The sequence below is a fragment of the Rhizorhabdus sp. P4_G5 genome (assembly GCF_056401065.1).
In genome coordinates, this window is sequence record NZ_JBFUKB010000008.1 from 67,906 (window position 1) to 92,081 (window position 24,176).

The 24,176-nt window shown below is 64.1% G+C and carries 15 protein-coding genes and 1 tRNA gene; 4 read left to right on the forward strand and 12 right to left on the reverse strand.

From position 1 onward, the window contains the following. Positions 1-268 precede the first annotated feature (268 nt). The 6 genes from AC1DQK_RS14970 to AC1DQK_RS14995 form a co-directional block, all read right to left on the reverse strand. Entirely contained in the window at positions 269-970 is a 702-nt protein-coding gene (locus AC1DQK_RS14970; protein WP_477871896.1) for a M48 family metallopeptidase, read from the reverse strand. After that, positions 967-4,224, reverse strand: a complete 3,258-nt coding sequence (locus tag AC1DQK_RS14975; protein WP_477871898.1) for a type I restriction endonuclease subunit R — start codon at positions 4,222-4,224, stop codon at positions 967-969. Before AC1DQK_RS14975 ends, AC1DQK_RS14970 begins: the two co-directional genes overlap by 4 nt. Then, complete coding sequence (locus AC1DQK_RS14980) at positions 4,221-5,504, reverse strand: restriction endonuclease subunit S (RefSeq protein ID WP_477871900.1); 1,284 nt, start codon at positions 5,502-5,504, stop codon at positions 4,221-4,223. The genes AC1DQK_RS14975 and AC1DQK_RS14980 overlap by 4 nt, the downstream gene beginning before the upstream one ends. Beyond that, positions 5,497-8,121, reverse strand: a complete 2,625-nt coding sequence (locus AC1DQK_RS14985) for an N-6 DNA methylase (RefSeq protein ID WP_477871902.1) — start codon at positions 8,119-8,121, stop codon at positions 5,497-5,499. The genes AC1DQK_RS14980 and AC1DQK_RS14985 overlap by 8 nt, the downstream gene beginning before the upstream one ends. A gap of 361 nt (positions 8,122-8,482) precedes the next feature. Next, entirely contained in the window at positions 8,483-9,703 is a 1,221-nt protein-coding gene (locus tag AC1DQK_RS14990; RefSeq protein WP_477871904.1) for a tyrosine-type recombinase/integrase, read from the reverse strand. 162 nt (positions 9,704-9,865) lie between these two features. Next, a tRNA-Thr gene (locus AC1DQK_RS14995) sits at positions 9,866-9,941 on the reverse strand. A 169-nt stretch (positions 9,942-10,110) separates the two neighbouring features. On the opposite strand from AC1DQK_RS14995, the gene AC1DQK_RS15000 reads away from it, so the two are divergent. The 3 genes from AC1DQK_RS15000 (at position 10,111) to AC1DQK_RS15010 (ending at position 16,801) form a co-directional block, all read left to right on the forward strand. Then, positions 10,111-11,346, forward strand: coding sequence for a PAS domain-containing protein (locus AC1DQK_RS15000; RefSeq protein WP_477871906.1), 1,236 nt, complete (start codon positions 10,111-10,113; stop codon positions 11,344-11,346). Positions 11,347-11,538: 192 nt separating this feature from the next. After that, positions 11,539-16,200 carry an NAD-glutamate dehydrogenase gene (locus AC1DQK_RS15005; protein WP_477871907.1) on the forward strand — a complete coding sequence of 1,554 codons (4,662 nt, stop codon included), beginning with the start codon at positions 11,539-11,541 and terminating at the stop codon, positions 16,198-16,200. 46 nt (positions 16,201-16,246) lie between these two features. Next, positions 16,247-16,801 carry a DUF4337 family protein gene (locus AC1DQK_RS15010; RefSeq protein ID WP_477871909.1) on the forward strand — a complete coding sequence of 185 codons (555 nt, stop codon included), beginning with the start codon at positions 16,247-16,249 and terminating at the stop codon, positions 16,799-16,801. Positions 16,802-16,859: 58 nt separating this feature from the next. On the opposite strand, the gene AC1DQK_RS15015 is transcribed toward AC1DQK_RS15010, so the two are convergent. Then, positions 16,860-17,306 (reverse strand): hypothetical protein, encoded by a 447-nt coding sequence (locus tag AC1DQK_RS15015; protein ID WP_477871911.1) that lies wholly within the window; start codon positions 17,304-17,306, stop codon positions 16,860-16,862. A gap of 247 nt (positions 17,307-17,553) precedes the next feature. Next, positions 17,554-18,468: a hypothetical protein gene (locus tag AC1DQK_RS15020; protein ID WP_477871913.1), complete on the reverse strand. Its 915-nt coding sequence runs from the start codon at positions 18,466-18,468 to the stop codon at positions 17,554-17,556. A 343-nt stretch (positions 18,469-18,811) separates the two neighbouring features. On the opposite strand from AC1DQK_RS15020, the gene AC1DQK_RS15025 reads away from it, so the two are divergent. Beyond that, positions 18,812-19,801 (forward strand): ferredoxin reductase domain-containing protein, encoded by a 990-nt coding sequence (locus AC1DQK_RS15025; protein WP_477871915.1) that lies wholly within the window; start codon positions 18,812-18,814, stop codon positions 19,799-19,801. A gap of 1 nt (position 19,802) precedes the next feature. On the opposite strand, the gene AC1DQK_RS15030 is transcribed toward AC1DQK_RS15025, so the two are convergent. From AC1DQK_RS15030 to AC1DQK_RS15045, 4 genes are all read right to left on the reverse strand, one after another. Then, entirely contained in the window at positions 19,803-20,030 is a 228-nt protein-coding gene (locus AC1DQK_RS15030; protein ID WP_477871917.1) for a ribbon-helix-helix domain-containing protein, read from the reverse strand. 10 nt (positions 20,031-20,040) lie between these two features. After that, complete coding sequence (phbB, locus tag AC1DQK_RS15035) at positions 20,041-20,763, reverse strand: acetoacetyl-CoA reductase (RefSeq protein WP_477871919.1); 723 nt, start codon at positions 20,761-20,763, stop codon at positions 20,041-20,043. A gap of 88 nt (positions 20,764-20,851) precedes the next feature. Then, positions 20,852-21,865: a ferrochelatase gene (gene hemH, locus AC1DQK_RS15040; RefSeq protein ID WP_477871921.1), complete on the reverse strand. Its 1,014-nt coding sequence runs from the start codon at positions 21,863-21,865 to the stop codon at positions 20,852-20,854. Next, complete coding sequence (locus AC1DQK_RS15045) at positions 21,862-24,117, reverse strand: xanthine dehydrogenase family protein molybdopterin-binding subunit (RefSeq protein WP_477872134.1); 2,256 nt, start codon at positions 24,115-24,117, stop codon at positions 21,862-21,864. The genes hemH and AC1DQK_RS15045 overlap by 4 nt, the downstream gene beginning before the upstream one ends. Positions 24,118-24,176: the final 59 nt, after the last annotated feature.

The window sequence follows — 24,176 nt, forward strand, 5'->3', positions numbered from 1 at the left end:
ATAGGTGCCGCGTGATCGACGTCCGCTTTTGCCCCCTTCTTGTCCAAGAGCAGACTGTCCGGACTGTCCCAAAGTTGGTCGTTTACGGCGCGACCGTCGTCAGATGAACCAAGGGCAGCTTTTAGGCTTGCCTGGTTGATGGCTGAATGGCCGATATGAAGGCGCGTTGCCGACCGGCAGCTTATGCCAAAACGGCCCTTCCGCTTTTGGGCCGTTAGCTGACCGGCAGCATTGAGGGCGCAAACGTCAGAGAGCAGACGAACACCGTTTAGAGGTCGAGGGACGCCCCGTTCTGCCGGAGCCAATCCTTCCTCTCTCGGTATCGCGGCATGACCTTGTCCACCTCGTTCCAAAATGCGTCCGAATGATCGCGGTGCCGCAAATGGCAGAGTTCATGGACGACGATATAGTCGATCACCGTTTGTGGTGCCATGAGGGTCTTCCAGTGGAAATTGAGCGCCCCGCCACCACCGCATGATGCCCAGTGATACCCAAGTTCCTTGACGGCCACCTGGCCCGGTTCGACACCGACGCAGGGCGCGAGTTGCCGAACGCGTTCGGTGAAGATCTGCATGCCCTTCCTCGCGTAGAAGTCACGGAAAGCTTTTCTTGCCGCAGCCGCGCCCTCGCGAGCGACAAATGTTTCCGACAACTCCCAACGCCCGTTCTTTAGGCGTAGCGGCACATCCAAGTCTTCAATGAATTTGAGCCGATACGAACGCCCGAGATAAGCGAATCCCTGACCCTGAACCAGTGGGCGATGACGGCGGCTTGAGTTGAGGTCCTCCCATTCCGCCAGTGAGCGGTGGACCCACAAAGCGCGCTCGGCGACGGCTTCGCGGACTCTTTCGTCGTCTATGCAGTTAGGCGCACGCACGATCACATCGCCGGAGCGTTCGATCACGATATCCGCGGTCTTCCGGTCGCTGCGTATCAGCGTGAACTCTATATCTTGCGCACACATTTTCATGCCCGCAACAGCTCCACGTGCCGCTTCTCCGCCAGCTTCACTAATTCCACGGCAATTCGCTGGTGTCGGTCCTGAACAACGCCAACGCCCGACACCATCAATTCCGTGTCGATGTTGGCACGCAGTCGCCGAACCCGATCGGGCTTCCGCCAAAAGTCGACGATCACGATGGCTTCGCGGATGATGGAAACCAGTCTTGCCAAGAGTGCATCGACCATCGCAGAATCTTCCAGCGAGAGCGTCGCTCCGTCACCAATCAAATCAAACAGGTTATCCCGGAAAACCATAACCTCAGCGGATTGCGCCGCGATAACTTTAGCACGGCCGGAGCGGATTTCGGCCCGCAGTTCCACGTAGGCTTCGGTCAGGATTTTCCAGTCTTCGCCATGCTTGGCGATCAGCGAGTCGAGCTTCTCGCTCATTCGCTTGAAGAACGCCGGGTCCTCGTCGAAGTGAATGGTGCAGTGCTTACGGATGGCGTGTTCCATCTCGCTGGCCTTGGCACGCGTGCTCCCCTGAGCGTGCCCCGTCACTCGCTTGACGAAGTCGGGGTCGAGCAGCTCCACCGGCGGAATCTGCGGATCGATTCCCAGTTCGATCAGATGCTGATTGATCAGCGCCGCAACCTTCTGGCCCACACCGGCAAAGTCGATGGAATCATCCTTGAACCGCTCCTTGGTCATGCGCATCAAATAGCCGAGCCGCCGCGCCGGGCCGCGATACCGCTGGGCGCCGGCACCCGGCAGGACTAAATCTAGGCTCATCAGGAATTTCTTGAGATAAACTTCAAAATCCGCGCGCGCTTTGATGGCTTCCAGTGCGTCGATGGCCTTATGGACGACGCGCACGTCATCGTCGGGACTGGACATCGTGCCGGTCACGAACGCCTCGATGTCAGGCACACCAAGCCCCTGAAAATGCTGGAGCAGGCGGCGATAGCGTTCCTCCAGAATCGGTAGCTCGGACGTCAGGTTCTTGAAGCCGGCGTTGAGATCTTCGGCATCTTCGTCGGCGTAGATCTTCAGCGCGTCGGTCAAATGGTTGGCGAGCCCGATATAGTCGACGATGAAGCCGCGCTGCTTGCCCTGCGTCACCCGGTTAACGCGGGCAATGGCCTGGAGGAGGTTATGCTCCTTCAGCCGTTTGTCGATGTACATCACCTGCTCGACCGGCGCGTCGAAGCCAGTCAGGAGCATGTCGCAGACGACGAGAAAGGCCACTCCGGTGTTCGCCTTGTCATACGCGTCCAGGTTGAATGGCTGGCAGAAGCTTTCGACTGCGTTCAGTTCCTTGGCGTCCCGGCGCGCTGCGATGATCTCCGCGGCTTCGTTGGTCGCGTCGGATGAGACGACCACCGCCACCTTTAGAAAGGCGATTCGGCGGATCAAATCGTCGTCCGGCGCGGCCTTTGCCCGCTCGGTCGCCAATCGCTCCTGCAAGGCTTGGCGCAACGCCCGCTGATACCGCACGGCAGCAAGCTTCGACTGGCACACCACCTGCGCCTTGAAGCCATTGGGCAGGATATTGTCGATATAATGCCCGACCAGGTCGCGAGCGATGGCGCCGATGCGGCTTTCGGCCTCCAGAATGTCGCCGGTCGCGCCGTATTTCTTCTTGATCGCGAGCAGATCTTCGGGCGTCCGCTCTTCGAACAAGTCCTCGAAAGCCTGATCGAATTCCGCCTTGTCGCGAAGCGCGGTGTTGGCGGTGCGGCCTTCGTAGAGAATCTGCAGGGTCGCCCCGTCCTCCACCGCGTCCATCAGCTTGTAGGTATCGATATACTCGCCGAAGCGCTTGACGGTTCGGCGTCCGCCATGGCGCTCGGTCTTGAGCGGGGTGCCGGTGAAGGCGATCCGGGCGGCATTAGGGAAGGCCTCGAAGAGATTGTCGCCCATGTCGCTGCCCTGGGTACGATGCGCTTCATCCACCATGATCAGAATCCGCGGAGACGCGTTGACCACGCCAAAGCTTTCCGCGCTGGGCGGCGGGGCATAGCGGCCCAGCTTTTCGCGAAAGCTGTCGGGCAGGTCGTCCTTCGCCTCGACGAATTTGTGGACCATCACCATGTTCACGTCGGAGGCGAGCGAGGCGAGCACGTCGCGCACCGCGGCCCGGCTCTCCACCAGATTGATCTTGCCGCCGATCAGTCGCGCGGTGGCGGATAGCTGGTCCTCAAGGTCCGCCCGGTCCACCACCATGACGATCTTGATGTCGTTGAGGTCGCGCGACGCGCGCAGCATCCGCCCGACGAAGACCATGGTCAGCGACTTGCCCGAACCCTGCGTGTGCCAGATCACCCCGCTGCGCTCCGCCGGCGTTTCGCCGGTGCGCAGGCGCTCAACGATGCGTCGCGCAGCGCGATGCTGCTGGTATCGGGCGAGCACCTTCACGCGCTTGCCGCTCTCGGTATCCTTAAATACCGAGCAGGTGCGCAGCATGTCGAGCAGGCAGTGCGGGTTGAGCAGGCCTTGGACCAGTTCCTCCTGCGCGCGGATCGCGCCGAGCGGCGGGGCGATCGTGGCGTACCGGTCCGGCCAAATATCGCGCCAGCTGTAGAAATGCTCGGGCGCGCTGGTGATGCTGCCGAACTCGGCCGCCTCGCCGCAGGTGCGGATGACGGCGAGGTTGGGGTAGAATAGCCTAGGCTCGCCCTCGCGCAGACCGGCGCGCGCGGTTTCGGACCGGGCGTCGCGATAGCGTCGCAGCTGGACATAGGCTTCGTGCATCGGATTGGCGTTGTTGGCGTCACCGATCTTGGCCTCGATCACCACCAGCGGCAGCCCGTTCACAAACAGCACCACATCGGGGATGATGAAGCCCTTGACGCAGCCGGGGGTATCGACGCGGAACTGATTGATCGCGTGAAAGCTGTTGCGTTCGGGGTTGGCGAAATCGATCAGGCGGACGGTCGGGTCCTTTTCCCCCGTCACTTCGTTGCGATCGACCTGCGCCTTCATCAGCAGCGCCTGCACCGCCTCATTGGCTTCGAGCAGGCCCTTGCCGGGCTGGCGGAAGATCTCGTCGGTCAGCCCGGCGAGCTGCCGCTCTGTCAACCATTCGATGCCATCGGGCAAGGCATTGATCGCGCGGACGCTGTCGCGGAATATCCGCGGCAGGATCAGGTCGCGGAAGCTGGTGCGCAGCGATCGGGCCGGGTCCTGCGGGATCGTCTGGTTGCCCTGGTCGATCACCGTCCAGCCCAGCCCGGCGAGCTGGGTCAGCAGCGGCTTTTCCACATGGGCATATTCGCTCATGCGGCGGCGCTTTCGAGGAGCGGGGCGACGGAGACGTTGCCGGTGATCAGGTCTTGCATGAGACCGGCTTTTTGGAGGCGGAGCACCTGCAATTCTGCCGCTAATGCGCTTGATAACATGCGATGTGATTTCAGACGCATTGCAATCTCGGTTTGCTCGGCATCGGAAGGTGCGGGAGCGAGCATCGATTTGACGTCGCGCAAGTTGATCCCTTGAACGGCGTTTCCCAAGGTATTGTTCTTCAAGTACATCGCGGCTGAATGTGAGCACAGAAACTCGCGGAAGAAATCCGAACATCCGTGCTTTATGGCTAGCCTGGCTGTGTCCTGGGTGATGTTCGCTCCGGTCAGCTCGGCTGGTACAATGGCAGTGCGCCCAACTGTCCCGCGTATCGTGATAAGAAGATCGCCCTCCTTGAGGCGGGATCGCGCATATTCTGCGTCGATTTTGGGCGAGGTTCTAAGCAACCCACTTCGAATGATCTCGCCGCCACGTATGTCTCGCACCTTGATCACCGGTATTCCATCGGGGAAATCAGTACCAGGCATCAGGATGCCATAGGAAATAGGCCGATTCGGATCGACCAGCTTTTCGAACGGCAATGCGTCCCATCCCAACGGCAGCCAGCCGAGTTTAGTCTGGTGGTAGAGATGCGGTGCTTGATCGCGGGGTGGGCGCAGCTGTCCGTGATCGTTCACACCGCGCGTGAACAGGTCTTGCATCAGGCCGGCGCGCACTTGCTCCTGCTTGGCGATCAGCGCTTCCACCGCTTCGATCTGCATGTCGACCGCGCGCAAGATGCGAGCGATGTAATCTTGGCAATCTTCGTTTGCGGGAAATCGAATGACGATCTTTCCCAATTTATTCTTATTTAGCGTCGCGCCTTTGATCGCCGAGTCGGTGATGGCAGCCTTGGCCGCGCTTGGCAGTGAATAGAACAAAAATCCGGTTGAGATTTCACGTGACTTGGGTGTGATCGCGACGATCGCCTCGTTGGTGAACAGGTCGCAATCGGCAATAGCGACCTCTCCAATTGTGAGCTTGAAGGTCATCAGGACGGTGCCCCTCTTTACCTGCTTCACGTTGGAGCGCCTTACTCCGAGGTCGGTAATTCGTTCGCTCGTTTCGGCTAGGCGGCCAGCGCGCAGATCCGCGATCGAAACCCAAGGATAGCCATAGCCATTGACGTCCGCCCAATAGGCCGGGATGTCACGCGACGGCGTGCCGCCAATATCCATATTGACCAGTTCCCCGAGCGGCTTCTCGACCCACTCAGACATACCCCAGCGCCTCCAGATACCCATCCAGCTCCGCCGCCGCGGCGCGACGCTTTTGCTCGATATCCCTCACCGTCACCGCATATTTGTCGTGCAGCTTCTCGACCGCCGCCGTCACCGTCCGGCGGTCCGCATCCAGATAGGCGCGGTAGGTGGCGAACAGGGAATTGCGGAAGCGCAGCAGGATCTGCGCGCGCGCGGCGTCCGGCGTTATCTTAGCGCGGGCGGCGGCGACCAGCTCCTCGCGCCGCTTCTCCGCCACGCGTAGCTCAGCCTTTAGCGCCTTGGCCTCGTCTTCCAGCTTCTTATGCCGGGCAAGGCGGATCTCGGCATCGGCCAGCGTTTCGACGATCGCCTGGCCTTGCTGCGCCAGCGCGCGGACGGGTTCGGCAAAGTGCGATGTGCTGCGGGCCTTGCTTGCCGCCGCCGCCAGCGCATGAACGGCAACGAAATCGGGATCCCCCAGCTTGCCCAGCTTCGCCGCACCCTTCGGCAGCCGCAGTTCGGTGACGAGAGCGGGCGCTGCGCCCTGCGCCGCCTTTACCAGCGCTTTCAGTTCCGCGCCCTGGGCCTTGAGCAGCTCTTTCAGGTCCTTGACCTGAGAGGAGGACAGCACCCCGCTGTCCTCGTCGTCCTCATAGCCTTCCTCGTCCGCCGCGGCGAACAGCGCCTGCACCTCGTCGATGCGCGCGCGCTTGGCCGCCAGTTCCTCGATCAGCTCCGGAAATTCGCTTTGCAGTATCTCGTCGTCGGGGATTAGCTCGGCGCCCCAGCCGCTCGCCGCGACCGATTTGAGATCGGTCTTGAGGCTGTCTATATAGCGCGCCATGCCGCCGCGGACCTGAAAGGGGTTGAGCAGCGTCTGATCGTCGAAGGCCTGCGCGATCTCGGCCATCAGTCCGCGCCGGAGCGCATAGACATTGTCCGCCTGCCCATTGCCCGCCGCAACCATCTGCATCTGCGGCTCGACTGTGCACCACCAGTCCTCCAGCCGGCTCATGAACGCCCGGTGCGCGGCAAGCACCCCCGGGTGCCACTTGACCAGCTCTGCGATGTCACGATGCTTCGTGATCGCTGCGGCAAAGTCGCAATAAGCGGCATCGCCCACGCGAGGCGCAAAGCAGGCCTCGTGCAACTCCGAGTAGTTGATCCAGTGGCGTTCCAATGCGTCCACCTCCACGACCGGCACCCCGCCATGGATGTGCGCGCGCACATCCTGAGGCTCGGGCGGCGGGGTGTTATCGACATAGCGGCGGATATTGCAGTTGTACTGCTCGGCCTCGATCTCCGCGCGGGGCACGACGCGGGCATAGCCTGGCACATCCTCGCGCTTGCGATACACCTCGACGATCTTGGCCATGTCTTCGGGCCGCAGGAAATTCTGCGCCTTGCCTTCGCGATATTCGCGGTCGGCGTTGATGAATAAGACGTCGTTGCGCTCGGCGGCATGCTCCTTGTTCATCACCAGGATACAGGCGGGAATGCCGGTGCCGTAGAACAGGCTGGATGGCAGGCCGATGACGGCATCGAGCCAACCCTGCTTGATGAAGTGCTCGCGCGCCTCCTTCTCTTCACCGCCGCGAAACAGCACGCCGTGCGGCATGACCGTGGCCATGCGCCCGTCCGACTTGAGCACCGCCAGCATGTGTTGGACGAACATGAGGTCCGCCTTCTTGCCCTTCTCGGGCATCCATTTTGCGAAGCGGCTTTTGAACTCCATGTCCTTGGCGCTGTAATTCTGGCTGAATGGCGGGTTGGCCAACACCCTGTCGAACCGGGTCAGCTCGTCGCCGGTGCGATGCTGCGGCTTGGCGAGCGTGTCTTCCTGGCGAATGTCGGCCGACTGAATATCGTGCAGGATCATGTTCATTTTGCAGATCGACCAGGTGGTCCCCTGCGATTCCTGCCCGGCGAGGGTGAGGTCGAACGGATTGCCGCCATTGTCGCGGACGTAATCGCGCGACTGGATCAGCATGCCGCCCGATCCGACGGTGGGATCGTAGACCGACATGTGCGGCTGAGGATCGACGATTTCCACCATCGTGCGGACGACGTCGGACGGGGTGTAGAACTCGCCGGCCTTTTTGCCCGCTGAGTCCGCAAAATACTTGATCAGATATTCATATGCCGCGCCAAGCAGGTCCGGAAACTCAAAGTTCTCGTCGCGCAGCGGGATCTTCTCGAACACTTGTATGAAGTCGACAAGGGTATCGTCGCTCAGGGTGCGCTGACCGATCTTTCGGTTGAAGTTTATGTGCTCAAGGACGTCTTCGAGCTGATCCTTGTTGTGGCGCTCAAGCTCGCCCAGCGCGGTATTTAGTCCGTTGCCGACATCGTCCTTCAGATGTCGAACGGTCTCCCAGCGGGCCTCTGGCGGCACGTAGAACGTGTACTGATCCCGGCTTTCGAGAAGCGCCTCGAGTCGAGGCGGATGCAACCCGCGCGCCTTAAGCCCAGTGGTTAGGCGCTCGCGCTGTTGATCGAACAGATCGCTGCAGCGCTTCAGGAACAGAACGCCGAAGATATATTCCTTGTACTCCGAGGCATCCATGTTGCCGCGCAGTTCATCGCAAGCCTTGAACAGGAGGGAAGTCAGCTGGGAAAGGGTCAGTTTCGTCATTTTTGGCCTTGGCGCTCCTTTCAGAGCGCTCTTGCCGCGTTCGAGCAACGCCGTCGATAGCCTTCGGGTATGGCGAGAGGGACAGCCGACGTTAGCGGTCGTTTATCCCGCTGGCGTAGGGCTGCTTTTGGGATTTGCTGCACCGTGCTCTAATGGCAGCAATTGGGGCGCAAAGCTGTCCTGACGCTCAGCGGCATTGAGCGGGCTATCCCGAGCCCGGAGCCATAACCTGCCGTTCCGGAGTGTCCGACATTTTGGACATCAGCACTCGGCCAAATGCCTCGCATTGCCACCGTTTGCCATAAGCCCGGCCTGCCTCCCGAAAACCAATGCGCAGGACGGGGCGAAAACCCGGCGATCCTCAACCTCGCTTGCGAAACTTCGGCCGCAGGACTTTTGCGCCGTCGCGCAATTGATCCAGATGATCGGACCACCATTGCGCCATCCGGACCCGTTCTTCCCAGTGGCTTCCACGATGATAGGCAGCGCGGACCTGGTCGCGGTCGCGATGGGCCAGCGCGCGTTCGATTGCGTCTGGATGCCAGCGGCCGGATTCGTTGAGCAGCGTACTGGCAATAGCACGGAAGCCGTGCGAGGTCATCTCGTCCCCGCCATAGCCGAGCCGGCGTAAAGCGACATTCAGAGTGTTCTCGCACATCGGCTGCTTTGACGTATGGGGTGCCGGAAATAGATAGTTTCCGCTATTGCCGATCTCACGCAGACTCCGGAACATTGCGAGCGACTGCTTGGAAAGCGGGACGACATGCGGCTGTCCCATTTTCATCTTCACGGCGGGAATTCGCCAGACGGCGGTGTCAAAATCAAACTCGCTCCACTCTGCTTTCCTCAGTTCACCTGGGCGAACGAAGACGTGGGGCAAAACTTCAAGCGCGATCTTGGTCTCGGGTCGACCGCTGTATCCTTCGATTGCCCGCATGAGTTCGCCGACCTTCTTGGGTTCAAGAATTGCGGCGTGGTGGGTGACCTGGGGAGCGATCAAGGCGCCTCTCAGCACGTCCGCTGGATTGCGATCAGCTCGGAGAGTCGCAATCGCATAGCGGAAGAGCCTGCCTGAAAAAGCCCGCAGACGCTGAGCGGTCTCATGGTGACCCCGCCGTTCCACCCGCTTGAGGGCGGCAAGAAGTTCGTGCGGCGTGATTTCCGAGATCGGTCGATGACCGATATCTGGTTCGAGCAAATCTCGAAACCAGCGCGCCTTTTTGAGCGTCGACGCGGCCTTCCGTTCGGCTTCCATCTTGTCGATATATTCGTCGGCAATCAGCCGAAATGTATTTGCGGCCGTAAGGGCTGCCTCGACGATGGCCTGACGCTTTTCCGCTGCAGGATCGATCCCCTGTTCGATCTTCTCGCGGGCCTCGTCTCTGAAGGCGCGGGCTTCTTGCAGCGAGACGTCCGGGAAGCGGCCGAAGGACAACTTCTTCTCGATGCCGCGAAAGCGATATTTAAACCGCCAGAGCAGCGATCCCGAAGGCTGGACAAGCAGGAGCAGGCCTTTTCCATCGGCAACCTTGTACGGCTTTGCTCTCGGTTTGAGGGCGCGAATCTCGACCACAGTCAACATTGGGGGCCACCATAGCTTTCCGGTTAGGGGCCCCCGAGAAAAGGCCCCCAAATCGACCGGATGTGGGTGGATTTGGGTGCACGAACTCGGACGGCCGATACCCAATTTTACCAGATTTTCTGCGGGTTTACGAGGATTTCACGCCCGTTTTTGACCGGGTCCTGGTGCCGCTTACAGGACTCGAACCTGTGACCCCCGCATTACGAATGCGATGCTCTACCAACTGAGCTAAAGCGGCTAGCCGGAGGGCGGCCATTAACAGCGGTTGCCGGCTTGTTCAAGCGCTCGGTCGCGGTGGCGTCGAAACGAATTTCGCGGCCTTTACCAATCCTCAACCCGCGGCAGAGCATGGTCGCGGCCTATCGCGCCTTTCCGATCAGGCGCGCCGCTGTGCCAGGGGCCCGAACATGGAAGATTATCGCTCGTTCAATGCAGAGGATCTGGCCGACTGGGATTTTCCCGCAGCCGACGAGCCCTGCATGGACATGCCGCCGATGATCGGCACCGACGAGCGGCGCATGCATGTGCGCGCCTATGAAATGTGGCTCTCGCTGCTCGACGGCCGCGACTATCCCGCGATCGGCGATCTCGATCTGGAGGTGCTCGACGAGTTCGGCCCCTATTCGGTGCTGCTCGATTTCTCGGTCGACCGGGTCAACCCGGCGATCGCCTATCTCGGCCGGGCGCTGCGCGAGGAAGGCGGGCTGACGGCGGAGATCGAATCGGTCGCGGACGTCCCGGCCCGCTCGGTGCTGTCGCGGCTGACCGGTCATTATAACGAAATCCTCGACAATCGCGCGCCGGTCGGCTTCGAGGCGGAGTTCATCAGCCAGCGCGGCCAGCCGATGCTGTATCGCGGCATCCTGATGCCCTATTCGTCGAACGGCGCGGTGATCGATCTCATCCATGGCGTGATCAACTGGAAGGAAGCCGCGGAACAGGCGCTGGCCCCCGATATCGTCGAGGCGGTGACCACCGCCTTTGCCGGGCCTGCGCGCCCGCTCACCGAACTGGTCGCCACCAGCGAGCGTGCCGCCCTGGCGGAGGCCGGCGAACTTCCGGCGCTGGCCGATCTGGTCGACGATGCGCGCGCCCTGGCGGGCGAGGCGCGCGACAGCGAAGGCCGCACCCGCCACGCGCTCTACCGCGCCCTCTCCTTCGCCTATGACGTAGCCTTGGCGGCCGAGATCGACCCGGACGGCCTGGCGCCGCTGCTGGCCGGCGCGGGCATCGTGCCGCAGGCGCGCGCGCCGATGACGCCGATCGTCAAGCTGGTGTTCGGCCGCGATTATGACCGCAAGCGGCTCACCGAGTTCGCCGCGGTGCTCACCCACGCCCGCCGGCTGTGCCTTGCCGCCGGCCGGGTCGAACAATGGCTGGCGAGCCTCGCCGGCGGGATCAAGGGCGTCGTCGCCGCCGAGCGCGGCGAGCGCCGCCCGGCCCTGAAGGTCGACCGGGTCCAGTCCGCACGGATGATGGTGGGCAGCGCCCTGCCCCGGGCGATCGTCGATCTCGGCGATGTCGAGGGCGATATCATGCTGCTCGTCGCCCGGCGCGAAGCCGACGGGAAGGTGGCGATCGTTTCGCGCCCGATCGTCGATCGCAGCGCGGTGGACAAGGCGCTGCAGCGCTTCATCGCCTGACAAAATTGCGCGAACGCCCCTGCCCCGGTCAGGAAATGACCGACGCGGGCGGTTCTCCGTACATCCATTGCAAATGTCGCCGCCGCGGAGTCGGCTTCTTGTGGCCGTCATGCCGCGGGTCCATATCGGGCCGTTATCCCCATCGAGACAACCCGGCCCGAGCCGGGACGGGGGAAGCAGGAGCGGTGCTTCATGGACGGCAAGACGACGGTGCGCGCGGCAGCGGACAAGACTGACTTCACCGGCATCTTTCAACAGGCGCTGACCGCGGGCGCGCTGCCCGGCGAGGTCGCGGATCTCGACGGCGCGCAACTCGCCCAGGCGGCCGCCTATCTCGCCCAGACCGCCTTGCGGCGCCAGCCGGGGCACCCGGCCATCGCCATCCAGACCATCGCCGGCAATAGCGACGGGCATCGGCTGATGCGGATCGCGGTGGTCAATGACGACATGCCGTTCCTCGTCGACTCGGTCGCCGCCACCCTCGCCGCCCAGGGCATCGAGATACGCCGGCTGCTCCACCCGGTCGCCGCGATCCGCCGCGACGAGGACGGCCATCTGTCGGCGGTGCTGCCGCAGGGGTCGACCGGCGAGCGCCGGGAATCGCTGATCTATCTCGAGGCCGAGCGCGTCGACGCGCGCGAACGCCAGGAGCTTGCCCAGGCCATCGCCGCGGTGCTGGCTGACGTCCGCGCCGCGGTGCGCGACTGGCCGCAGATGCAGGTGGCGATGCGCGACGATGCCGAAGCGCTGCCCGATGGCGAAGGCGCGGCGCTGCTGCGCTGGATGCTCGACGCGAACCTCACGCTGCTGGGCCATATCGTCGCGCCGGCGAAGGGCGAAGCTCGCGACAAGCTGGGCATATTGCGCGTTGCCGATCGCAGGCTTTGGCGCGACCAGACGGCGAAGGCGGCCCTCGCCTGGTTCGAGCAGGGCGGCGTTGCGCCGTTGCTGGTCAAGAGCGACTGCCGTTCCACCGTTCATCGCCGCTCACCGCTCGATCTCATCGTCGTGCCGGTGCGCCGCGGCAAGGAGGTGATCGCGCTCTCCATCCACGCCGCCTTGTGGACCAGCGCCGCGCTGCGCGCGCCCACCACCGAGATCCCGCTGCTGCGGACCCGCCTCGCCGCGATCGAGGAACGGCTTGGCTTCGATCCGAAAGGCCATGCCGGCAAGTCGCTCCACCACGCCTTGACGGAACTCCCGGCCGACCTGATGCTCACCTTGCCCGCCGAGGCGCTCGAGCGGGTTGCGCTGACCGCGATGTCGCTGATCGACCGGCCGCGCCCTCGCCTGGAGATCGCACGCTCCACCCTGGGCGAGCATCTCATCGCGATCGTCTGGCTGCCGCGCGAGCTGCTGACGACGGGACGCCGCGTCGCCATCAGCGAGATGCTGACCGAAGCGTCGGGCGCGACTCTGTCCAACTGGTCGCTGCACCTGGGCGAAGGCGATATCGCCCAGCTTCGCTACATGCTCGATCTGCCGGCCGGCGCGGAGGATCCCGAAAGCGCGCCACTCGACGCGCGGCTGACCGAGATGCTGCGCGGCTGGGAACCCGCGGTCGAGGCGCGGCTGGCCGAAATCGAGCCGCACAGCCGGGCGGTGCGGCTTGCGATCGATTATGCCGCAACCTTTCCAAGCGCCTATCGCACCCACTCGAGCCCCGCCGAAGCCGCCAGCGATATCCTGCGGCTGGCGGCGCTGGCCGATGGCGAAGCGCGCAATTGCCGCCTCTATCGCAGCGACAAGGATCCCGAGAACCGGCTGCGGCTCAAAATCTACCGGCGCGGAGGGTTGATCGCGCTCTCCGAGGCGGTGCCCGTGCTCGAGAATTTCGGCTTCCGGGTTCTGGAGGAGATCCCCACGGCGCTCGAAGGTGGCCGGACCGATTTCATCCACGAGTTCCGCGTGGATCTCGCCGATGCCGAGACGGCCGCCCGGCTGCTGGAGCGCAGCGCCATCGCCGAGGCGGCGATCGCGGCAACCCTCGAAGGCCGCGCCGAGAACGACCTGTTCAACGAGCTGATCGTCACGGTCGGCCTTTCTCCCGACGAAGCGGTGCTGTTCCGAGCCTGGTTTCGCTATCTGCGGCAGACCGGCTTCGCCTATGGCCTCGGCACGGCCGTCGAGGCCCTCAAGAAGGCGCCCGACGTGGCGCGAAGCATCATCGCCTATTTCCGCGCGCTCCATCATCCGTCGCGCCGCGACAAGGGTGAGGCCGATCGCATCAACGGTGAAATAGAGGCTGGGCTCAAGAAAGTCAGCGCGATCGACGACGATCGCATGCTGCGCCGATATCGCGCCGTCGTCCGCGCGACCCTGCGCACCAACGCCTTCTCGCCAGCGGCCGCGGAAGCGCTCGCGTTCAAGATCGACTCCAGCGGCATACCCGGCCTCCCCGCGCCGTTGCCGTGGCGAGAGATCTGGGTGTATTCGCCGCGGGTCGAGGGCATCCATCTGCGCGGCGGGCCGATCGCGCGCGGCGGCCTGCGCTGGTCGGACCGGCGCGACGATTTCCGCACCGAAGTGCTCGGGCTGATGAAGGCACAGGTCGTCAAGAACGCCGTTATCGTGCCGACCGGGGCCAAGGGCGGATTCTATCCCAAGCAGCTCCCGCCGCCCGGCGACCGCGACGCCTGGCTTGCGGAAGGCACGGAGAGCTACCGGATCTTCATCCGGGCGCTGCTGTCGGTCACCGACAACATCGTCGAGGACAAGGTCGTGCATCCGGCCAAGGTCGTCATCCGCGATGGCGACGATCCCTATTTCGTGGTCGCCGCCGACAAGGGTACCGCGAGCTTCTCCGACGTCGCCAATGCCATTGCGATCGAACGCGGCTTCTGGCTCGGCGATGCCTTCGCCAGCGGCGGGAGCCACGGCTACGACCATAAGGCGATGGGCATAACCGCGCGCGGCGCCTGGGTCTCCGTACAGCGGCACTTCGCGGAAATGGGCGTCGACGTGCAGAATGATATCGTCCGCGTCGCCGGATGCGGCGACATGTCGGGCGATGTGTTCGGCAACGGCATGCTGCTGTCGAAGACGCTAAAGGTGATTGCGGCCTTCGACCATCGACACATCTTCCTCGATCCCGATCCCGACCCGGCGAAAAGCCATGCCGAACGCACGCGGCTGTTTGCGCTGCCGCAGTCCAGCTGGGCGGATTATGACGCCAGGCTGATCTCCAAAGGTGGCGGCATATTCCCGCGCGACCAGAAGGAAATCCCGATTTCGGCGCAGGTGAAGGCCGCACTCGATATCAAGGAGGACGTGCTCGACCCCTCCGCCTTGCTCGCGGCGATCCTGAAAAGCCCGGTCGACCTGCTGTGGTTCGGCGGCATCGGCACCTATGTGAAGGCGAAGTCCGAGACCAACGCCGAGGTCGGCGATCGCGCCAACGAGGCGCACCGGGTCGATGGCGAAGACATACGGGCCAAGGTGATCGGTGAAGGCGCCAACCTGGGCGCGACCCAGGCCGGCCGCATCGCCTTCGCGCTCAAGGGCGGGCGGATCAACACCGACTTCATCGACAATTCGGCTGGGGTCGACTGCTCCGACAACGAGGTCAACATCAAGATCGCGCTCAATCGCGAGATGCTGGAAGGCCGGCTCGGCTTCGATCAGCGCAACGATCTGCTGGAACGGATGACCGCCGATGTTGCCCATATCGTGCTGGAGGATAACCGTCTCCAGACGCTCGCGCTGTCACTTGCCGAACGCGGCGGTGCCGACGCATTGCCATCCCAGCTTCGCGTCGTCGAGATTCTGGAGGCCACGGGCCGGATCAATCGCGGCGTGGACGGCTTCGACAGCAACGACATGCTGCTGCGGCGGGCGCAGGACCATCGCGGCCTCACCCGGCCGGAGCTGGCGGTGGTGCTGTCGCACGGCAAGCTGGCTTTGCAGGATGCGATCGAAAGCAGCGACCGCAACGCCGATCCGATGCTGGCGCCGCTGCTGCACGCCGCCTTCCCCCCGGCAATGCGCAAGGATTACCGCGATGCGATCGATGCCCACCGGCTGCGTCCGCAGATCATCGCCACCAAGATGGCGAACCGGGTCATCAACCGTCTCGGCATCGTCGCCCCCTTCGAGATGGCGGAGGAGGAGGGCTGCTCGCTCGCGCAGGTGGCAGCGACCTATGTGACCGTCGATACGCTGTTCGATCTCGAGCCGCTGTTCGAACGGATCGAGCGCGCCGTCATCGGCGAGCAGGCGCGGCTCACCCTGCTCGACAGCCTCGCCGAGATCGGCCGGTCCCACGTAGCCGACCTGCTTCGCAGCATCGCCCCGGACACAGACATCGGCACGATGGTGGCGATGCTCCGCCCTGGCCTCACCAGGCTGGACAAGGCGCGCGGCGAACTGATCAAGACCGAGGCGCGCCAGCAGTCCGATATGCTGCGCCAGCGGATCGCCGCCGAGGGCGTCGACGCGTCGCTGGTCGAAGCCGTGGTCCGGCTCGCCGAGCTCGACGGGGCGATCGGCACGGCCGCGCTGGCGAGCGAACTTTCGGCTGACGAGGTGGACGTAACCCGCGCCTATGTCGTGCTGGGTGAAGCGCTCGGACTCGACTGGGCGAAGGCGGCGGCGGCGCGGTTCCGCAGCGCCGACGCTTGGGAGCGCCTGCTGGTTGCCGGGCTTACCCGCGAGTTCGGACAGATCCGTCTCGACTTCCTGGCCCGCCGAGGCAAGAACGGCCCGGCCGCGGCCGTCAGCAAGTGGCTGGAGGCGCAGCAGGCACGCGCAGGGCAATTCCGCCAAACCGTCGCCCGCGCCCGCTCGGCTGCCGCGCCGACCGCCGCCATGCTCGCCCAGATCGCCGCGCAGGCGCGCACACTGCTGATGCGGTGAACGTCGCTATTCCGTTTCGCCGCGGCACGGGTAAGAAGGTCAGCCTATGAGCGATGCTACAGAACTGGCGGAAGGCAATGATCGCCGCCTCAACCGCCTGGTAGCGATCACTGTCGTGCTGCTGTCGGTTGCGATGGCGGTGGGCAAGATCAAGGATGACAATATCGTCCAGGCCATGCAGGCCGCGCAGGCTGACAAGATCGATCGATGGGACGAATATCAGGCGACGCGCATCAAGGCGCACGACCAGGGCATCGCCGCCGCGTTGCTCGGTCAGTTTTCCGCCCGAACGGCCCGGCAGGCCGCGCTCGATGCGGCGGCATCGTCGAGACGTCATGAGGACGAGTCAGCCATGCTCAAGCGCCAGGCGATCGAGGCACAGGCCAATTATGACCGGCTGGGCTATCGCGACGATCAATTCGACCTGTCGGATGGCTTTCTCTCGATCGCCGTGGCGGTTGCGGCGATCGCCGCCCTGGTGGAAAGCATGGCGGTGCTCGGCATCAGCTGGGCAGCCGCCGGGTTCGGACTGTTGTTCCTCGTTGCCGGATATGATGGACTACCGATCCACCCCGACCGCCTCGTCTCGTTCCTGACCTGAGACGACGGGGCGCCGGCCTTCGGATCAAAGCCACCGCCATGCCTTCCCGGATGCGCCCCTATTTCAGGATCGCCTCGCGCGTCATCATGTCGCCAAGAATGGTGCGGATCGCGGCGCGGGCCGCCTGCTGCTGCGAAGCCTGGGGCAGCGGGCCGTTGACCTTGGCCATGGTCGCGTAGACCTCGGCCGTCGATCGGTCGAAGGCAGCCATGTTGGCATATTCGGTGAGGAGGAGGATGTCGGGCTCATCCTTGCGCGGATCGGTGACGAGCAGCACCTTGTAAGACAGGATATAGCCCGCTTTCTTGAGCGCCTCCTGCTGCGGTTTCCACGATGTCGAGAGCCAACTCATATAGTCGTCGAAATGGCCATCCACGGTCTTGATCTGGCCGAAGTCCCACACGCTTCCATTCTGGAAGGATGGAGCATTCTCGTCGGCGGCGGCCATGGCGGGAACGGCTGCCGCCAAGGCGAGGGCGGCGAACATCAAAGGCAAGGTGCGCATGTGCTTACTCCATCGATTGGTGGATAATCAGCAAAGCAACGGAAGCTTGCGCCTCTGCAGCGGCAGTGCGCTCGCATCGAATAGTTTCAGGGTGCGCCTTCGCCGCACGATCGTCAACGATCGACCGGCTGCAGGGGGAAGCCAGAACGTTCGTTACGGATCAGACTAGGCGCGGGCCCCTGCGTGACAACTGTACATTTTTGATCAACGCCAGTCTGGATCAAACGATCGCGAAAGCGGCTTCACCTCATGTTGGCACGCCTTGAGAATGAAGCTCCGGCCGCGCGCGAAGGGTTCCCGCGGTCGAGGCGAGCAGTTGGACCAACTGCGCAGCGTAGATATGGCGGATGAACGCGCCGGCACCGTCGGTGAAACATATTGCACCGCGTTCATCGGCTTCTATCAGCCCTTCGGCCCGCGCATCGTCGAACAACCGACGCACGTGGACGCGCGAGATTTCGAAGCGGCGGGCAATCGATGCCACGGGGAGAGACACCGGCTCACGTGGCGGAAAATCGGTCGCGCCGTGCGGGCTGGTCATCAGCATCCAAGCAATTTGCGACCCCGCATGGCGATGCATGAATATCCGGAAATAAGGAGAATCCTGCTGACTGGCGCGCGATGCCCCGAGCAGGCCTTCGCTCTGGATGCGGTTCAGGGTGTCGATGACCTCTGGCCGATCCAAGGCGTCGAGGACGTGCTTCGCCCCCGGCTCGATGATCGCTGCAGCCGATACCGCCGCGCGCAGGTGGCTGGCCCAGGCGCTGTGGAAGCTGGCCGTCGGGACGTAGCGGACCGCTCCGCACCGGCTCTGGTCCTTTGCTGGTTCGATATAGCGGAGATGCAGCAGGTAGAGCAGCACCGATCGCGCCCTTCCCGGACTGAGGAGGCCAGATCTCAGACATATCCGCTTCAAGGCAGGCAAGGTGAGTTCCCCGGCGCCGTGCAGGTATAGTGCCCACATGGCAGCGACATAGCGGCCGGCATCCTTGAAAATTCCGCGCAGGCCGTTGTCGACGCAGATGTCGAGCATGTTCTTGGCCAAGGCACGCGCCGCAGCCTGAAAGCGCGGATGAGCCAGCAAGCGGGAACAACCAAGCAGCGGGGAGCCCCCGAGCGCCTCCCATTCCAGCAGTGCGGTGATGTCGCCGTCGAACATCATCCCAGCCCCTCCCCGGAACACCATATCCCATCCGGAACGAAGCCGGCTGATCCGACACATACAAGTATTTTCGGCACGCGCACATGCCATGGCGTGCCTGAACAGCTTAAGTCATTGTCACGCCGCGTATTGCACGCTTATTGTGGGAGCGCAGGGGACGCTTCGGATCATTTGCCGGCCATCGCGCGGAGGTCGGCCATCATCCGCGGCCATTCCCCTCGCCTGCGGCTGACGGGAGGCAACGGCCGATGTGCGTGACTGTAAAGGGGAACGGCTTCGCATGTCCTTTTCCCACATGCACCATGAAGCCGATGCCGTTCGGACGGCACCGGCGGGCTAGCCGTTGAGCAGCTTCAACTACATCATGCTCGCCATGGCGAGCATTGCGATCCTCCTGTTCGCGATCCTGCTGGCGATACTGGTACGGCGGACGCGCGGCAGGGGCGGCTTCGMGCCGCCCGAGCCCCGGCGCGTATCACCATCACCGCCGCCGCTGCACCCGATGGCCGCCGCGCCCTCAGTGGCGCCCGCGCCCGCGGAACCTCGCCAGGATCATCCCCTCTATGCGCCATGGCGCTTGATCGAGCGCAACCTGGCCAATTCCGGGTCGGCCGGCGGTCCGCTGTACCGTCTGCGACTGGTGCCCGAGGAGGTCATGCCCACATGGCGCGCCGGCGCCGTCGCGCACATCTATTGCGGGCCCGCTGCGGAAGTCATCGAGCACCCCGCCTCCGCCGCGGCGCTGGCAGGCGACTATATGATCGGATCGCTTCCGGCCGAAAATGCGGTCGAACTGGTGGTACGGCTGTGCCCCGCCGATGGTCCCAACGCGGGCCGCCGGTCGCGCTGGCTGTGCGAGGACCTTCAGACCGGCCAGCAGGTTGCGCTCATGCTGCGCGAGGAGCCCGACTTCTTGCCGCCCGCCGACGCGGTGCCGCTGATCCTGGTCGGCAACGCCACCGGGCTTGCGGGCTTGCGGGCGCACATCAAATCCCGCCCCCCGGGCACGCGCAACTGGCTGATCTTCGGGGATCGCAATAGCGCCGATGACCATGTGTTGGCGGTCGAGATCGCCGAATGGGTGTCGAGCGGCCACCTCGAGCGCTGCGATCTCGTCTTTCCGGGCGACGGCCAGGAACAACGGCTTGTCACCGACCAGATCGAAGACGCGAAAACGCCGTTGCTCGACTGGGCGCTGGCGGGCAGCGCCATCTATGTCTGCGGGAGCAGATCGATGGGCGATGACGTACATGCCGCGCTGACACGGTTTCTCGGCGACGAGGTGCTTGAAGTGCTGGCAGATGGTGGGCTGTACCGGCGTCTGCTCTACTGATTCAGTCGACCCGGGCCGCCCTGCGGAAAAGCCATACCCTGATCGCGCTGGCAAGATTCGGCAGATCTTCGTCCGCCACCCGTTCCGCGTCGATCCGCGCCACAAGTGCATTCAGCGGCAACGCTTCGTCGGCAGCAGCGCGGACGAGCGCCTCCCAGAAGACCTGCTCCAGCGTGATGGAAGTGGCATGCCCGGCGATGTTGACCGAACGCTTGACCGGACCTGCCACCCCCGGCGCCTCAGTACATGTGCTGGCCGCCGTTGAGCGACATCGTCGAGCCCGTGACGAAGCCCGCATCCTCCGCACAGAGGAAGAGCACCCCGCGGGCGATCTCCTCCGCCTGTCCGAGCCGGCCGACCGGCACTTTGGCAATGATCTTGGCGAGCACGTCCTGCGGTACTGCGGCGACCATGTCGGTGTCGATATAGCCAGGCGCGATCGCGTTGACCGTCACCCCCGCCTTGGCGCCTTCCTGTGCCAGCGCCTTGGTGAACCCATGGATGCCCGACTTGGCGGCGGCATAGTTGACCTGGCCATATTGGCCGGCCTGGCCGTTCACCGAACCGACATTGACGATACGGCCCCAGCCGCGCGCGCGCATGCCGGGGAACGTCGCTTTTGCCATATTGAAGCAACCGCCGAGATTGGTGTCGATCACCGCTTTCCAATCGTCATAGGTCATCTTCAGGATGATGCCGTCGCGCGTGATGCCGGCATTGTTGACGAGGATATCGACGGGGCCGAGCTCAGCTTCGACCTGCTCCACGCCATTGAGGCAGGCCTGATGATCGGCGACGTCCCATTTGTAGCTCTTGATGCCGGTTGCCGCGGTGAAAGCCTTGGCGCGCTCATCATTACCGGCATAGTTGGCGGCGACCGAGATTCCGGCATCTCTCAGCTTCATGCTGATAGCCTCGCCAATACCACGGGTTCCGCCGGTAACGATTGCCACACGCGCCATTACGTTTCTCCCTCAGATTCGAGCCGATGCTAGAACGTCAGGGAACGAAACGAAACCGCGAATAATAGGTATCGTCGCTCGCTGGCGCCTATTTTCCCGCCTTCAGCCAGCCCTCGAGTTCGGCGGCAATCAGCCGCTCCAGCATCGCGACGCCGGCTGCACTGTCGTTGAGGCAGGGCAGGTAAGCGAAGCGCTCCCCTCCAGCAGCGCGAAACTGCTCGCTCCCGCGTATCGCGAGCTCTTCCAGCGTCTCGAGGCAATCGGCTGCAAAGCCGGGCGCGACGACAGCGATCCGCTTGATCCCCTCGCCGCCCAGTCGGGCGAAGGTCGCCTCGGTCGAAGGCTCCAGCCAGCGCGCTCGACCGAAGCGAGACTGGAACGAGATCACCAGATCGCGTCCCAGAGCCTCGCCCAACAGTCTTGCAGTTTTCTGGCAGTGGCAATGATAGGGATCGCCGAGCTCGAGCGTTCGGCGCGGCATGCCGTGGAAGCTTGCCACGAGGACGTCGGGCGTGAAGTCCAGGCCTGCGAGGCTCTCGGAAATCGACGCCGCAAGCGCATCGATATAGACCGGATGGCCATGATAGGGCGGCAGGATCCGCAAGGCGGGTTGCCAGCGCATCGCCGCGATCGCAGCGAAGGCGGCGTCGGTGACGCTCGCGGTCGTCGCGCCGCAATATTGCGGATAGAGCGGCGCGAGCAATATGCGCTCGCAGCCTTGCGCCTTCAGCGCCGCTATCCTCTCGGCAATTGCCGGTCGGCCGTAACGCATCGCGTGATCGACGATCACCTCGCCGCCCCATTTCTCGCGCAACGCCGACGCCTGCCGAGCCGTTATCGCGGCCAGCGGCGAACCGGCCTCGGTCCAGATCTGGGCATAGGCATGCGCAGACTTCCGCGGCCTGACGTTCAGGATGATACCGCGCAGGATCGGCTGCCAGAGCAGCGACGGAATCTCGACGACGCGCTTATCGGACAGGAACTGGGCGAGATAGCGGCGCACCGCTGGAGCGGTCGGGGCATCGGGCGTGCCCAGGTTGACGATCAATACGCCGATCCGCGGCGCCGGCACCGCGGGATGCCGGTCGGGAGAGGGGGTCATGCGTCGGACAGCCTCAGCGGAAGGTGGCGCAAACGCTTGCCTGTGGCCGCGAAGACCGCGTTGGCTATCGCGGGTGCAACCGGCGGCACCGCGATCTCTCCGACGCCACCAGGCGGCAGATCCGAGGGGATGATCTTCACGCGTATTTCCGGCGTGTCGGTGAGATAAGGAAGGCCGAGACCATCGAAATTCTGCGCGTCCACCTTTCCATCGCGCAGAGAGATCGCGGTGCCCAGCCCATTGCCGAGGCCCCAAACGATGCCACCCTCGATCTGCTGCCGGACGATATCGGGATGGATCACCCGGCCGACATCGGCAACCGCCGTAATGCTCGACACCCTGATCTGGTCGCCCTCGATCCTGGCCTCGGCGAGAACCGCGACATGGCTGCCGAAACAACTATGTACCGCCAGCCCCTGCCCGATGCCCGGCTCGCCGCCCTGCCACGCCCCGACCGAAGCCGCCATCTGCAGGCAGCGCGCAAGCCGGGGCTGCTGGCCCAGCGCCTGCATCCGGAAGGAAAGAGGATCGAGCCCGGCGCTCAGCGCCAGCTCGTCGATGAAGCTCTCGGTGAAGAAGGCGGTATAGCTGTTGGCGACCGACCGCCATAGGCCGGTCGGTACCCCGGTCGTGACCGCGGCGTGGTCGATGGCGAGCGCAGATATCGCATAGGGCGGCTCCGCACCCGTGATCGCGCCGCGCTCCGGAGCGTAGCTTGGCTTGGCGGACTTGCCCATCAAGCGGTCGACCATCTCCGATGTCGTCGATGGAGCCGCGATCTTGGCCGACCAGGCTGCGATGGAACCGCCTGGCCCCACCCGCGCTTTCATCCGCGCCAGCGCGGGAGGGCGGAAGCGACTGTGCTGGATATCCTCGCGACGAGGCCAGATCAGCTGGACCGGCTTGCCGATCTTGCGCGCGATGATCGCAGCCTCGACGGCGGCATCGACTTCGCTCTTGCGGCCAAATCCGCCGCCGACAAGCGTAGGGTAGATAATGACCTGATGCTCGGCCAGGCCGACGGCTGACGCGACCGCGGCACGCGTCAGCGGCACGGCCTGCAATGGAGCCCAGATTTCGAGTTCGCCATCCTTGACACGCGCCGTGGCGGTCAGCGTCTCCATCGGCGCGTGCGCCAGCATCGGCACCGAATAGCTCGCACTGACCACGCCTTGTCCGCTGAGCGCCGCGTCGGGATCGCCACGCTCGCTGAAGCGCTTGAAGTCGCTGCTATCGAGAGCCGCTGCCAGCGCCCGCGAGACAGTGCGGTCGTCCGGCCGCGGTCCCGCTGTCTCGAACTCCACGGCCAGCGCCTGCAGGCCGCGATCTGCAGCCCACCAGTTGGTCCCGACCACGGCAACCCAGCCTGGATTGGTGACCACCGCCATCACCCCCGGCGTGGCCTCGGCATCGGCGGTCGTCATCTTGACAGGACGCGCGCCGCCATAGGGGCCATGTGCGATGGAGGCATAGACCATGCCGGGCAGGCGAACATCCGCGCCGAACTGGGCCGACCCGTCGACCTTCGCCGGCAGGTCCAGCCGAGGCACCGGCTGGCCGACCAGCGTCCGCTCGGCCGCCGTCCTCAGCGTCACCGGATCGGGTGGCGAGAGCCGGGAGGCCGCCTGGGCCAGTTCACCGAAGCGAAGCCGGTCGCTCCCGCGCACGACGAAGCCTGCCTCGGTGTCGCAAGCTTTCCAATCGATGCCCCAGCGCTCCGCGGCCGCCATGCACAACAGGCTGCGCGCGACCGCTCCCGCCTCGCGCAATCGGCCTTCGAAGTTACGGATCGAGGAGGATGCGCCAGTCATCGTCAGGTTGAGCCGCATAGCGATCTCGCGCGCCGCCCAGTGGCCAACCCCCTGCATCCAGCCAGGCAGGCGATGCTCGACTTCCATGTCGATCGGCATGCTATCGGCATAGAGCGGGTTGATCGGCGCCGGTTCCACACCGACGGTCCGCCAGTCGGCGCCCAGTTCATCCGCCAGGATCTGCGGCATCGCGGTGTAAACGCCCTGCCCCATCTCCGCCTGCGGCACCGCAACGACGACCCGTCCGTCTGCACCGATCTTGAGGAAAGCATTGAAGACGCTCTCACCGGGCGCCGCGACCAGGTTTGGAGCATAATGCCGCGGCCACACCGCCCAGCCCACCAGCAGGCCCGCCGCAGCCCCGCCGCCGACCAGCAGCTTGCGTCTGGTGATCCCGCCGGCCTTGCCCGGCTCCCTCTCCCGATCGACGCGTTCGTGCATGGCGGCATGATAGGGAGCCGCGCAAGAGGATGCCAGAGCAACTTCCTCCTCAACGGCGT

Bases quoted from the DNA above. Each gene is read 5' to 3' on its own strand.
- AC1DQK_RS15020 (WP_477871913.1), bottom strand. From the start codon at position 18,468: ATGATGTTCGACGGCGACATCACCGCACTGCTGGAATGGGAGGCGCTC.
- AC1DQK_RS14990 (WP_477871904.1), bottom strand. From the start codon at position 9,703: ATGTTGACTGTGGTCGAGATTCGCGCCCTCAAACCGAGAGCAAAGCCG.
- AC1DQK_RS15015 (WP_477871911.1), bottom strand. From the start codon at position 17,306: ATGCGCACCTTGCCTTTGATGTTCGCCGCCCTCGCCTTGGCGGCAGCC.
- AC1DQK_RS14985 (WP_477871902.1), bottom strand. From the start codon at position 8,121: ATGACGAAACTGACCCTTTCCCAGCTGACTTCCCTCCTGTTCAAGGCT.
- AC1DQK_RS15045 (WP_477872134.1), bottom strand. From the start codon at position 24,117: ATGCACGAACGCGTCGATCGGGAGAGGGAGCCGGGCAAGGCCGGCGGG.
- AC1DQK_RS14980 (WP_477871900.1), bottom strand. From the start codon at position 5,504: ATGTCTGAGTGGGTCGAGAAGCCGCTCGGGGAACTGGTCAATATGGAT.
- AC1DQK_RS14970 (WP_477871896.1), bottom strand. From the start codon at position 970: ATGAAAATGTGTGCGCAAGATATAGAGTTCACGCTGATACGCAGCGAC.
- AC1DQK_RS14975 (WP_477871898.1), bottom strand. From the start codon at position 4,224: ATGAGCGAATATGCCCATGTGGAAAAGCCGCTGCTGACCCAGCTCGCC.
- hemH (WP_477871921.1), bottom strand. From the start codon at position 21,865: ATGACCCCCTCTCCCGACCGGCATCCCGCGGTGCCGGCGCCGCGGATC.
- AC1DQK_RS15005 (WP_477871907.1), top strand. From the start codon at position 11,539: ATGGACGGCAAGACGACGGTGCGCGCGGCAGCGGACAAGACTGACTTC.
- AC1DQK_RS15000 (WP_477871906.1), top strand. From the start codon at position 10,111: ATGGAAGATTATCGCTCGTTCAATGCAGAGGATCTGGCCGACTGGGAT.
- phbB (WP_477871919.1), bottom strand. From the start codon at position 20,763: ATGGCGCGTGTGGCAATCGTTACCGGCGGAACCCGTGGTATTGGCGAG.
- AC1DQK_RS15010 (WP_477871909.1), top strand. From the start codon at position 16,247: ATGAGCGATGCTACAGAACTGGCGGAAGGCAATGATCGCCGCCTCAAC.